This is a genomic window from Buttiauxella warmboldiae, from assembly GCF_003818135.1.
Classification (GTDB): domain Bacteria; phylum Pseudomonadota; class Gammaproteobacteria; order Enterobacterales; family Enterobacteriaceae; genus Buttiauxella; species Buttiauxella warmboldiae.
Genome location: NZ_RPOH01000046.1, coordinates 40,682 through 53,438 on the forward strand (window position 1 = coordinate 40,682; position 12,757 = coordinate 53,438).

11 protein-coding genes are annotated in these 12,757 nt (G+C 52.8%); 8 read left to right on the forward strand and 3 right to left on the reverse strand.

The window, feature by feature from the left end:
• Positions 1 to 9 precede the first annotated feature (9 nt).
• Positions 10 to 801, forward strand: a complete 792-nt coding sequence (gene tatD / locus EHN07_RS12155) for a 3'-5' ssDNA/RNA exonuclease TatD (RefSeq protein WP_208646994.1) — start codon at positions 10 to 12, stop codon at positions 799 to 801.
• Between the two features lie 15 nt (positions 802 to 816).
• Positions 817 to 1,839 carry a porphobilinogen synthase gene (gene hemB / locus EHN07_RS12160; protein ID WP_124024400.1) on the forward strand — a complete coding sequence of 341 codons (1,023 nt, stop codon included), beginning with the start codon at positions 817 to 819 and terminating at the stop codon, positions 1,837 to 1,839.
• A 35-nt stretch (positions 1,840 to 1,874) separates the two neighbouring features.
• Here the strand turns inward: hemB and rfaH are convergent, their stop codons facing one another.
• Positions 1,875 to 2,363 (reverse strand): transcription/translation regulatory transformer protein RfaH, encoded by a 489-nt coding sequence (gene rfaH / locus EHN07_RS12165; RefSeq protein WP_124024401.1) that lies wholly within the window; start codon positions 2,361 to 2,363, stop codon positions 1,875 to 1,877.
• Between the two features lie 176 nt (positions 2,364 to 2,539).
• Here rfaH and ubiD point away from each other — a divergent pair, with 176 nt between their 5' ends.
• Complete coding sequence (ubiD, locus tag EHN07_RS12170) at positions 2,540 to 4,033, forward strand: 4-hydroxy-3-polyprenylbenzoate decarboxylase (protein WP_167467308.1); 1,494 nt, start codon at positions 2,540 to 2,542, stop codon at positions 4,031 to 4,033.
• A gap of 47 nt (positions 4,034 to 4,080) precedes the next feature.
• A complete protein-coding gene (fre, locus tag EHN07_RS12175) occupies positions 4,081 to 4,782 on the forward strand; it encodes an NAD(P)H-flavin reductase (protein ID WP_124024403.1) in 702 nt (233 codons plus the stop codon).
• A 95-nt stretch (positions 4,783 to 4,877) separates the two neighbouring features.
• On the opposite strand, the gene fadA is transcribed toward fre, so the two are convergent.
• On the reverse strand, positions 4,878 to 6,041 hold the full coding sequence (gene fadA / locus EHN07_RS12180) for an acetyl-CoA C-acyltransferase FadA (RefSeq protein ID WP_124024404.1): 1,164 nt from the start codon (positions 6,039 to 6,041) through the stop codon (positions 4,878 to 4,880).
• Positions 6,042 to 6,050: 9 nt separating this feature from the next.
• On the reverse strand, positions 6,051 to 8,240 hold the full coding sequence (gene fadB, locus EHN07_RS12185; protein ID WP_124024405.1) for a fatty acid oxidation complex subunit alpha FadB: 2,190 nt from the start codon (positions 8,238 to 8,240) through the stop codon (positions 6,051 to 6,053).
• Between the two features lie 193 nt (positions 8,241 to 8,433).
• On the opposite strand from fadB, the gene pepQ reads away from it, so the two are divergent.
• Genes pepQ through hemG form a run of 4 tightly spaced genes read left to right on the forward strand, consistent with a single transcriptional unit; the run spans position 8,434 to position 12,418 of the window.
• A complete protein-coding gene (gene pepQ / locus EHN07_RS12190) occupies positions 8,434 to 9,765 on the forward strand; it encodes a Xaa-Pro dipeptidase (RefSeq protein ID WP_124024406.1) in 1,332 nt (443 codons plus the stop codon).
• Positions 9,765 to 10,379, forward strand: coding sequence for an IMPACT family protein (locus EHN07_RS12195; protein ID WP_124024407.1), 615 nt, complete (start codon positions 9,765 to 9,767; stop codon positions 10,377 to 10,379). Before pepQ ends, EHN07_RS12195 begins: the two co-directional genes overlap by 1 nt.
• A gap of 41 nt (positions 10,380 to 10,420) precedes the next feature.
• The gene (gene trkH, locus EHN07_RS12200) at positions 10,421 to 11,872 is read left to right on the forward strand and encodes a Trk system potassium transporter TrkH (RefSeq protein WP_124024408.1); all 1,452 of its coding nucleotides are present in this window, start codon (positions 10,421 to 10,423) and stop codon (positions 11,870 to 11,872) included.
• Between the two features lie 12 nt (positions 11,873 to 11,884).
• Positions 11,885 to 12,418: a menaquinone-dependent protoporphyrinogen IX dehydrogenase gene (gene hemG, locus EHN07_RS12205; RefSeq protein WP_124024409.1), complete on the forward strand. Its 534-nt coding sequence runs from the start codon at positions 11,885 to 11,887 to the stop codon at positions 12,416 to 12,418.
• Positions 12,419 to 12,757 lie beyond the last annotated feature (339 nt).

A 12,757-nucleotide genomic window follows, 5' to 3' on the forward strand; every position in this document is an offset into this window, starting at 1 on the left:
GGTCGTCGTTTGGAAGGCGCCATGTTTGATATCGGTGTAAATCTAACCAGCTCGCAGTTTGCCAAAGATCGTGCAGATGTCGTGGCTCGTGCGCAGCACGCTGGAGTCAGCGGCATGTTGCTGACGGGCACAAACCTTCACGAAAGCCAGCAGGCGCTTGAACTTGCGCAACAGTATCAGGGGTGCTGGTCTACCGCAGGCGTTCATCCACATGATGCTAGCCAGTGGCAGGACGAAACGGCAGCAGCCATTCGTGAACTTGCCGGTGCATCTGAAGTGGTGGCTATCGGCGAGTGTGGCCTGGATTTCAACCGCAATTTTTCAACGCCTGCTGAACAAGAACGTGCTTTTACCGCACAACTGGCCCTGGCGGCCGATCTGATGATGCCGGTATTCTTGCACTGCCGGGAAGCTCACGAACGCTTTATTACGCTGCTCGATCCATGGCTCGATAAATTGCCCGGTGTGGTGCTGCACTGTTTTACCGGTACTGAAAACGAGGCCCGTGAATGTCTGGCTCGTGGGCTTTTCATCGGTGTAACCGGCTGGGTATGCGATGAGCGCCGCGGCCTTGAATTACGTGAATTATTACCGGCGATCCCCGCACATCAGCTGCTGCTGGAAACCGATGCCCCTTATTTGTTACCGCGGGATCTTAAACCCAAACCTGCTTCCCGCCGCAACGAACCCTGCTACTTGCCTCATATCCTGAATAAGGTGGCCGAATGGCGTGGAGAAGACCCCGCCTGGCTGGCGCAAGTAACAGATGACAATGCCCGCCGTCTTTTCCGGCTGGCTTAAATCAGGAGAAAATCAATGAGCTATGCATTTCCCGGTACGTTTCCCGGTCGCCGTATGCGCCGCGTACGTCGTCACGATTTTAGCCGCCGTCTGGTTGCTGAACATCAGCTAACGGTTAGCGACCTCATCTATCCGGTGTTTGTGATGGAAGGGCACAATCGCCAGGAAGAAGTGCCGTCGATGCCAGGCGTTTACCGCATGACTCTCGACCTGTTGCTCAAAGAAGCGGAAATCGTTGCAAAGCTGGGCGTGCCGGTACTGTCGCTGTTCCCGGTTATTGAAAGCGCGGGGAAATCGTTGCATGCCGAAGAAGCTTATAACCCGAATGGCCTGGTGCAGCGTGCGGTGCGCGCTCTGAAAGATGGCGTACCGGAATTAGGCTTGCTGACAGACGTGGCGCTCGACCCGTACACCACTCACGGTCAGGATGGCATCATTGATGCAGATGGATACGTTATCAATGATATTACCCGTGAGATTCTGGTACGCCAGGCGTTATCCCATGCGGAAGCGGGCGCTGAAATTATTGCGCCAAGCGACATGATGGATGGCCGCATCGGGGCGATTCGCGACCAGCTTGAGCTCGATGGCCTGGTGAATACCCAGATTATGTCTTATGCGGCGAAATACGCGTCCTGCTATTACGGCCCGTTCCGTGATGCGATCGGCTCATCGGGCAACCTGAAAGGCGGCAATAAAAAAACCTATCAGATGGACCCGGCCAATAGCGATGAAGCGCTGCAGGAAGTCGCTCAGGATCTGCAAGAAGGCGCGGATATGGTGATGGTGAAGCCGGGTATGCCGTATCTGGATGTGGTGCGCCGGGTGAAAGATACCTTCGGCGTGCCGACTTTTGCCTACCAGGTTTCCGGCGAGTATGCGATGCATATGGCTGCGATTCAGAACGGATGGCTGGCAGAAAAACCGGCGATTATGGAATCGTTACTGTGCTTTAAACGCGCGGGAGCCGATGGCGTGCTGACTTATTTCTCGAAGCGTGTCGCACAGTGGCTGCACGATGAGCAAATGCAGCGCTAGAGGCTAAAAATCAGGCCAGCATTCACTGGCCTGATTTATTTCTTTTTAAAGTCGGTGTTCTTCACACTCTGCATAACTTGTTTATTTAACAGATTCAGCAGCAGCATCGAGCGGGCTTCGCCGTCCGGCTCGCTAAAAATCGCTTCCAGCCCTATAAATGCTCCTTCCGTGATCACCACCCGATCGCCTGCATAAGGTGTCTCCGGGTCGATAATATTCTCTGGCTGGTGATTCATTAGCTGTTCAATCACATCGCCGGGAACGATGGCGGGAAGGCTGCCAAACCGGACGAAATGGCTGACGCCACGCGTCGAGTTTATCGTGGTGGTATGAATGGTTTCAGGATCAAAGCGGACAAACATATAGTTCGGGAACAATGGTTCATTGACCGCAGTACGTTTGCCACGCACGATCTTTTCAATCTTGATCATCGGGGTGAGGCAATTCACTTCCTGACGCTCAAGATGCTCTTGCGCCCGCAGTAATTGACCCCGTTTGCAGTACAGCAGATACCAGGATTCCATAATGTCTCTTTTTCCTAATTAACCGGGGAAGAATAACAAAAGGGCGTTATTAGAGATAGACAGCACAAGTATAACTTATGGCCGATTGGTCATCGGATGAGCATTTACGCGTTATTAACAAAAATACAGCATGCCGTGCATGAAGCCCGTATAATGGCCGCAAAATCCTGATGACGATTAATGGCATGAAATACCACGACCTACGTGACTTTCTGGAACTACTCGAGCAACGCGGCGAGCTAAAGCGTATCGCCATGCCCGTCGATCCGTACCTGGAAATGACTGAAATTGCCGATCGGACTTTGCGCGCCAATGGCCCTGCGCTGCTATTTGAGAACCCTAAAGGGTATGACATGCCGGTGCTGTGCAACCTGTTTGGCACGCCAAAACGTGTCGCGATGGGGATGGGGCAGGAAGATGTGTCGGCGCTGCGCGAAGTGGGTAAGTTGCTGGCCTTCCTGAAAGAGCCGGAGCCACCGAAAGGTTTCCGTGACTTGTTCGATAAGCTGCCACAGTTTAAACAAGTCCTGAACATGCCTACTAAGCGGCTGCGTAACGCCCCTTGTCAGGAGCAAATCTTTGAAGGGAATGAAGTCGATTTGACGCGCATTCCTGTTATGCAATGCTGGCCTGAAGATGCCGCACCATTGATTACCTGGGGTTTGACGGTAACGCGTGGGCCACATAAAGAGCGGCAAAATCTTGGTATTTATCGCCAGCAGCTGATTGGTAAAAACAAACTGATTATGCGTTGGCTGTCGCATCGCGGCGGCGCGCTGGATTTCCAGGAGTGGTGTGCGGAGCATCCGGGCGAACGTTTCCCTGTTTCAGTTGCGTTAGGTGCTGACCCTGCCACCATTCTTGGCGCGGTAACGCCGGTGCCTGATACGCTTTCCGAATATGCGTTTGCCGGTTTGCTGCGCGGCACCAAAACCGAAGTGGTAAAGTGTATTTCCAACGATCTCGAAGTACCTGCCAGCGCGGAAATTGTGCTGGAAGGGTATATCGAGCCGGGCGAAATGGCGCCTGAAGGCCCATATGGCGACCACACGGGCTACTACAATGAAGTCGATGACTTCCCGGTATTTACCGTGACGCATATTACCCAGCGCCAGAATCCGATTTACCATTCAACCTACACCGGGCGGCCACCGGATGAACCTGCGGTACTCGGGGTGGCGCTTAATGAAGTGTTTGTGCCGATTTTGCAGAAGCAATTCCCGGAAATTGTCGATTTCTATCTGCCGCCGGAAGGTTGTTCGTATCGCCTTGCGGTTGTGACGATTAAGAAACAATACGCGGGTCACGCCAAGCGCGTGATGATGGGCGTCTGGTCTTTCCTGCGGCAGTTTATGTACACCAAGTTTGTCATCGTATGCGATGACGACGTCAACGCGCGTGACTGGAACGATGTGATTTGGGCCATCACCACGCGTATGGACCCGGCGCGTGACACCGTTTTGGTAGAGAACACGCCGATCGATTACCTGGATTTTGCCTCGCCGGTTTCAGGCCTTGGCTCAAAAATGGGCCTGGATGCCACCAATAAATGGCCAGGGGAAACCCAACGTGAGTGGGGGCGTCCAATTAAGAAAGATGCAGAAGTATGCGCACGTATTGATGCAATCTGGAACGAACTGGCTATTTTCGACGACAATAAAAACGTCTGAGTGGCGCTTTTTACTGTTTTGCCTTATTGACCCGACAGAGGGGAAGCATGACAACCTTAAGCTGTAAAGTGACCTCGGTAGAGGCGATAACTGACACGGTATATCGCGTTCGATTACTGCCGGAAGCGAAGTTCTCCTTTCAGGCAGGGCAGTATTTAATGGTGGTGATGGATGAGCGCGACAAGCGCCCATTCTCCATGGCATCCACGCCGGGGGACCATGAGTTTATCGAGCTACATATTGGCGCATCAGAGATTAATCTGTACGCCATGGCCGTGATGGATCGCATTCTGAAAGAAAAAGAGATCGTGGTTGATATGCCGCACGGTGATGCCTGGCTGCGCGAGGATGAAGATCGTCCGCTGGTTCTGATTGCTGGCGGCACCGGTTTCTCTTATGCGCGCTCGATTTTACTGACCGCGCTGGCACGCAATCCACAACGTGAAGTCGCGATTTACTGGGGCGGCCGTGAAGATAAACATCTTTACGATCTCAGCGAGCTGGAAGCGCTCTGCGTGCTTCATCCTAATCTGCGTGTTGAAGCGGTGGTTGAACAGCCAGAACCTGGCTGGCGTGGCCGCACCGGTACGGTGTTAGCGGCGGTGATGCAGGATTACGGAACGCTTGCCGGGCATGACATCTATATTGCCGGACGTTTTGAAATGGCGAAGATTGCCCGCGACCTGTTCTGTAATGAACGTGGTGCAAAGGTTGACCGCATGTTTGGCGATGCGTTTTCGTTTATTTGATACGATGAAAAAACCCGCCCCTGACAGGCGGGAAGAACGGCAACTAAACTTTTTCTACGTCCCTGATACCGGCATCAGGGACGTTAAAAATGTTCTTAAACGCGTTCAATAACCGTGGCAATCCCCTGACCTAGCCCAATGCACATCGTGGCGAGGCCAAACTGCGCGTCGCGACGCTCCATCAGGTTTAACAGCGTGGTGCTAATGCGCGTACCGGAACAACCCAGCGGGTGACCCAAAGCAATTGCCCCGCCGTTCAGGTTAATCTTCTCGTCGATCTTATCCATCAGGCCCAGATCTTTAATACACGGCAGGATCTGCGCGGCGAAGGCTTCGTTCATCTCAAACAGGTCGATATCGGCGGCGCTCAGCCCCGCTTTTTTCAACGCCATTTTTGATGCCGGAACCGGGCCGTAACCCATAATTGACGGATCGCAGCCAACAACGGCCATCGAGCGCACGTAAGCGCGGATTTTCAGACCCAGCTCTCTGGCGCGAGTTTCGCTCATCAGCAGCATGGCTGAAGCCCCATCGGAAAGGGCAGAAGAGCTACCCGCCGTCACCGTGCCGTTCACCGGGTCAAATGCCGGTTTCAGCGCCGCCAGCCCTTCAACGGTGGTTTCCGGGCGAATCACTTCATCGTAATCAAAACGCCTGAGCACGCCGTCGGCATCGTGGCCGCTGGTTGCCAGAATTTCATTTTTGAAATGGCCCGCTTCGGTCGCCGCCCACGCGCGCTGGTGGGATCGTGCTGCAAACCGATCCTGCATTTCACGGCTGATACCGTGCATACGCGATAGCATCTCGGCGGTTAATCCCATCATACCCGCCGCTTTTGCCACGTTGCGGCTCAGGCCCGGATGGAAATCAACGCCGTGGTTCATCGGCACATGTCCCATATGTTCCACGCCACCCACCAGGCAAGCATGAGCATCACCGGTCTGGATCATACGCGCTGCATCATGCAGCGCCTGCATGGAAGAGCCACACAGGCGGTTGACCGTCACTGCCGGAACGGAATGGGGAATTTCTGCCAGCAGCGAGGCGTTACGCGCGATATTGAAACCTTGCTCCAGCGTCTGCTGCACGCAGCCCCAGTAAATATCATCAAGCGCTGCGGCTTCTAAAGCCGGGTTGCGCGACAGAATGCCACGCATCAAATGGGCAGATAAATCTTCCGCACGCAGATTGCGAAACGCGCCGCCTTTTGAACGGCCCATCGGGGTGCGGATGGCATCAACAATTACAACCTTTTCCATAATCACTCCTCAGGCGCTTTTCAGATCAATGGCCGGGCGCGCGGGCTCAACCGGTGGATAGTACAGCTCGTTACGGGACGCTTTAGTACGCAGGCCGTCCGGCACCTGGTAGAGCGGGCCAAGATGTTCGTACTGTTGCGCCATATCGAGATATTTTGCGCAGCCGATGGTGTCTAACCAGCGGAATGCGCCACCGTGGAATGGAGGGAATCCCAGACCGTAAACCAGTGCCATATCTGCTTCCGCCGGGCTTGCGATGATGCCCTCTTCCAGGCAACGCACCACCTCATTGACCATTGGGATCATCATCCGGGCGATGATTTCTTCGTCGCTGAAGTTATGGCGTGGCTTGCTGACTTCTGCCAACAGGCCGTCAGTCGCTTCATCCTGCTCTTTGCGTGGCTTGCCTTTGCTGTCTTGTGTGTAGCGATAGAAACCCTGTTGGGTTTTCTGACCGTAGCGGCCCGCGTCAAACATCGCATCAACCGCATCGCGATACTCTTTCTGCATACGCTGCGGGAACCCTGCCGCCATCACCGCCTGGGCGTGATGAGCGGTATCGATACCCACGACATCCAGTAGATACGCCGGGCCCATCGGCCAGCCGAACTGTTTTTCCATCACTTTGTCGATTTGACGGAAATCAGCGCCGTCGCGCATCAGCTGGCTAAAGCCTGCGAAGTAGGGGAACAGCACGCGGTTAACGAAGAAACCCGGGCAGTCATTCACCACGATGGGGGTTTTGCCCATTTTGCTGGCCCACGCCACCACTTTCGCGATGGTTTGCTCAGAGGTTTTTTCACCGCGGATCACTTCCACTAACGGCATGCGATGCACCGGGTTAAAGAAGTGCATCCCGCAGAAGTTTTCCGGGCGTTTCAGGCTGTTTGCCAGCTCGCTAATCGGAATGGTCGAGGTATTCGACGCCAGGACGGTATCCGGGCGTACTTTATCTTCTACTTCCGCCAGAACCGCTTTCTTTACTTTCGGGTTTTCAACCACCGCTTCAACCACCACATCGACACGCTCAAAACCAGCGTAATCCAGTGTCGGATGAATGGTGGCAATCACACCCGCCAGTTTCATGCCGTCAATTTTGCCGCGTTCCAGCTGTTTGTTCAGCAGCTTGCTGGCTTCGTTAATGCCCAGCTCCAGCGACTTCTGGTTAATATCCTTCATTAATACCGGTACACCTTTCCAGGCAGACTGGTAAGCAATGCCGCCGCCCATGATACCGGCACCAAGAACGGCTGCCTGTTTCGGGGTTTCGGTATTTAAGGTCTGCTTCTTCACCTGACCTTTTATGTATTGGTCGTTGAGGAAAATCCCGACCAGCGCGCGGGCCTCATTGGAACGCGCCAACGGCACAAAACTTTGGGTCTCCAGCTGTAATGCTTCATCACGGCCCATTTTTGCCGCGGCTTCGATGGTTTTGACTGCCGTCATTGGCGCCGGGTAGTGCTTACCCGCAATCTGCATCACCATGCTTTTGGCAATAGTGAAGCTCATGGTGGCTTCGATTTTGCTTAAGCGTAGCGGCTGCAGTTTTGGCGCACGTTTGGCTTTCCAGTCCAGATCGCCATTAATCGCCTGGCGCAGTATAGCCAGTGCGCCAGCGCGCAGTTTTTCAGTTTTAACGACACCATCAACTAAACCGAGTTTTTGTGCTTCAACGGCACCAACATCTTTCCCGGCAGTAATGATTTCCAGTGCGCTATCAGCGCCCAGCAAACGAGGTAAACGCACTGATCCACCGAAACCAGGCATGATACCCAGTTTGGTTTCCGGCAGGCCGATACGGGTATCCGGCGTTGCCAGACGGTAATCTGTTGCCAGCACGCATTCACAGCCGCCGCCGAGTGCATAACCATTTACCGCCGCAATTGTCGGGACCGGCAGATCTTCCAGGCGGTTGAAGATGCTATTGGCAAACTGCAGCCAGCGAGTCAGCTGTTCCGCAGGCACCAGGAACAATGACAGGAATTCGGTAATATCAGCGCCAACGATAAAGGCGGCCTTATTGGAACTGAGCAGCAGACCTTTCAGGTTGGGCTGCTTTTCCAGCACATCCAGCGCGTGGCCGAGGCTGGCTACGGTTGCGGTATCGAGTTTGTTCACTGAGCCGGGCGCATCAAATACCAGTTCTGCGATGCCATCTTCCAGCCAGTCGAGATGTAAGGTTTCACCTTGGTAGAGCATGTCAGTCTCCTGAATCCAGCAATGGGATCTGGTCGTACCAGATGGAGGGAGTGTGGAATTGATGTTAATGAAATGCAAATTAGTCTTTAAATATTTGCAAAGATGATCACAGCCGCTGGAAATAAGTTCGTGAACTTTACGGTGTGCTAAGATGCGGGGCGTTCAGGTTTATAAAAAAACAGAAGGGTAAATCATGGATTCACTGGCCTCACTTTATCAAGATCATGTGGCAACTTTGCAGGAACGTACCCGCAATGTTCTGGCGCGTTTCAATCTTGACGCGCTGCTGATTCACTCGGGCGAGCTGTTCAACGTCTTCCTTGACGATCATCCGTATCCGTTCAAGGTTAATCCACAATTCAAAGCCTGGGTTCCGGTGACTCAAGTGCCAAACTGCTGGCTGCTGGTGGATGGCGTGAACAAACCTAAGCTGTGGTTCTACCTGCCGGTTGATTACTGGCACAACGTGGAGCCGCTGCCAGAATCCTTCTGGACTGACGAAGTTGAAGTGATTGCTTTGCCAAAAGCAGACGGCATTGGCAGCCAGCTGCCTGCTGCACGTGGCAATATCGGTTATATCGGGCCGGTGCCAGAACGCGCCATTCAGCTTGACATTCAGGGTGCTAACATCAACCCGAAAGGCGTGATTGATTACCTGCATTATCATCGCTCTTATAAAACTGACTACGAGCTGGCGTGTATGCGTGAAGCGCAGAAAACCGCAGTGGTTGGCCATCAGGCTGCACATGAAGCCTTCCTTTCCGGGATGAGCGAATTTGATATCAATCAGGCTTATCTGACCGCAACCGGGCATCGCGATACCGATGTGCCTTACGGCAATATTGTGGCGCTCAACGAGCACGCGGCAGTTTTGCATTACACCAAATTAGATAATCGTGCTCCTGAGGAAATGCGTAGCTTCCTTTTAGATGCTGGCGCGGAATATAACGGCTATGCGGCTGATTTAACGCGTACCTGGTCGGCTAATAGCGACAATGATTATGCTCAATTGGTGAAAGACGTTAACACCGAGCAACTTGCGTTAATAGACACTCTGAAAGCGGGTGTGCGCTACACCGATTACCATATTCAGTTCCATCAACGTATCGCGAAGCTGCTGAACCGCCATAAGCTAGTAACGGGCATTAGCGAAGAAGCGATGGTCGAAACCGGGATTACCGGGCCATTTATGCCGCACGGCCTGGGCCACCCATTGGGTCTGCAGGTTCATGATGTCGCTGGCTTTATGCAGGATGACACCGGTACCCACCTTGCTGCCCCTTCTCAATATCCGTATCTGCGCTGCACGCGTATTCTGGAGCCGCGTATGGTTCTGACTATCGAGCCGGGTATTTACTTCATTGAGTCGCTGCTCGCACCGTGGCGCGAAGGGCAATACAGCAAACATTTTGACTGGCAGCGCATTGAAACGATGAAGCCTTTCGGCGGGATTCGTATTGAGGACAATGTGATTGTTCACGAAAACAGCATTGAAAACATGACGCGTGATTTGAAACTGGCGTAATGGAGAGCTGGCTGATTCCTGCTCAGTCCGTCCAGGTCTGCGAAGAGATCAAGAAAAGCCGCTTTATTACGCTGGTCGCGCATACGGCTGGCGTAGCGGCGGCGAAAGCGTTTCTTGAACATGTGCGATCTGAACACCCGGCGGCCCGGCACCATTGCTGGGCCTGGGTTGCCGGTGCGCCAGATGATTCTCAGCAGCTGGGGTTTTCAGACGATGGCGAGCCCGCAGGCACCGCGGGAAAACCTATGCTTGCCCAGCTAATGGGAAGCGGGATAGGTGAAATCACTGCGGTAGTGGTTCGCTACTCGGGCGGCATTAAACTCGGAACGGGCGGTCTGGTGAAAGCCTACGGTGGCGGTGTGCAGGCAGCATTAAATCAATTGCCAACCATGCTCAAAGTTCCATTAACTGAATATACTTTGCAGTGTGACTATGCGCAGCTTGCCGGAGTTGAAGCGTTATTAAAACAGTGCAGCGGCGAACGGGTGCACAGTGACTTTCAGGCTTCAGTACTATTACGTATCGCGCTACCTCATGCGAAACTCGCTGACTTTTCCGTCAGACTTGCTGATTTTAGCCGCGGTGCATTGCATTTATCGCCGCTTGAACAGTAATCACCTGTCGTTATTTATTAATCGTTAAGGAAACGGCTGAAATGCACTTTCGCGCCATCACCCGAATCGTTGGTCTGTTAGTTATTCTCTTTTCCGTGACTATGATCATTCCCGGGTTAGTTGCTTTAATTTATCGCGATGGCGCGGGCCGGGCTTTCACCCAGACTTTCTTTGCAGCACTACTCATTGGTTCCCTGCTGTGGTGGCCGAACCGGCGGCAAAAAAGTGAGCTGAAACCGCGCGAAGGGTTTCTGATCGTCGTGTTGTTCTGGACGGTGCTGGGGAGCGTGGGGGCATTACCCTTTATTTTTGCGGAACAGCCGAATCTGACAATAACCGATGCCTTCTTTGAATCGTTCTCGGGTTTAACCACCACGGGTGCCACGACGCTTGTTGGGCTGGATACGCTTCCACACGCCATTCTGTTTTATCGGCAGATGCTGCAGTGGTTTGGCGGGATGGGGATCATCGTGCTCGCGGTAGCCATTCTGCCTATTCTGGGCGTCGGTGGGATGCAGCTATATCGCGCTGAAATGCCGGGGCCGCTAAAAGATAATAAAATGCGGCCGCGTATTGCCGATACGGCAAAAACGCTGTGGATAATCTACGTGCTGTTAACCGTTGCCTGTGCGCTGGCGCTTTGGTTTGCGGGGATGCCTGCGTTTGATGCGATAGGCCACAGCTTTGCCACGATAGCCATCGGCGGATTCTCCACGCATGATGCCAGTATCGGCTACTTTGATAGCCCAACCATTAATACGATTATCGCCATCTTTTTGCTGATCTCCGGTTGTAACTATGGCCTGCACTTCTCTTTATTAAGCGGGCGCAATATAAAGGTCTACTGGCGCGACCCGGAATTCCGCATGTTTATTGGCGTGCAGCTGACGTTGGTCGCTATCTGCACACTGGTATTGTGGGCTCATAATACGTATCAAACGGCCTTGCTGACGGTGAACCAGGCATTCTTCCAGGTTGTCTCCATGGCGACGACCGCGGGTTTCACCACCGACAGCATTGCGCGTTGGCCACTTTTCTTACCTGTGTTGTTGCTGTGCTCTGCTTTTATAGGGGGGTGTGCGGGGTCTACGGGGGGTGGTCTCAAGGTTATTCGTATTCTGTTATTGTTCAAACAAGGTAATCGCGAACTCAAACGCCTTGTGCACCCGAATGCGGTGTATAGCATCAAGCTTGGCAACCGTGCGCTGCCGGAAAGAATTCTTGAAGCGGTATGGGGATTTTTCTCCGCTTATGCGCTGGTATTTATCGTCAGCATGCTGGCGATTATTGCAACGGGCGTGGATGACTTCTCCGCTTTTGCTTCCGTTGCGGCAACGTTGAATAACCTCGGCCCGGGATTGGGCGTGGTGGCGGAAAACTTTTCCAGCATGAACCCTGTGGCAAAATGGATTTTGATAGCCAACATGCTGTTTGGCCGCCTTGAAGTGTTTACTTTACTCGTACTGTTTACGCCAACCTTCTGGCGTGAGTAACCGGAGCCCGCTGTGAGAACTTTGATTCTATTTTCGACCCGCGATGGTCAAACTCGCGAGATTGCTTCTTATATAGCCTCTGAGCTCAAAGAGCTGGGTGTGGAAAGTGATGTGGTCAACCTGCATCGCAGCGCTGATATTGCCTGGGATAATTATCAGCGTGTCGTGATTGGCGCTTCTATTCGTTATGGGCATTTCCATTCTTCAGTGGCGGCGTTTGTGAAAAAGCATCAGCAAGCGTTGAATAACATCCCCAGCGCATTCTTTTCAGTAAACCTGGTTGCACGTAAGCCAGAGAAGCGTTCCCCGCAAACCAACTCTTATACGCGCAAGTTCTTGCTGACGTCTCCATGGCAACCGAATCATTGTGCTGTGTTTGCTGGTGCGCTGCGTTATCCACGCTATCATTGGTACGATCGTATAATGATTCGCTTAATTATGAAGATGACCGGTGGTGAAACGGATATCAGTAAAGAAGTTGTCTATACTGATTGGCCTCAGGTAGCGCGTTTCGCACAAGAAATAGCCCATTTAAACAGCAAATAATGCCCAAAATGGACATTTTGCCGAAAAATTGCGCGCTCAGTCATTTTTTTGTAATAAACGCTTGTCAGCTTCCGTAAAATCCCTATACTGCGCCTCCACTGACACGGCACAACGGCTTACCAACCGGCCCGTCAGCCAGACGAAAAGCGAAAATAAACGCTTGACTCTGCAAGAGGAAAGCGTAATATACGCCACCTCGAGTTAGCAAGCGAAAGCGCGTAACTCACTGCTCTTTAACAATTTATCAGACAATCTGTGTGGGCACTCGCAGGATTGATATCTCAGATACCTTCGGGTATCACAAAAAATATCAAGTCTTGAAGAGTGACCAAGCAGTTA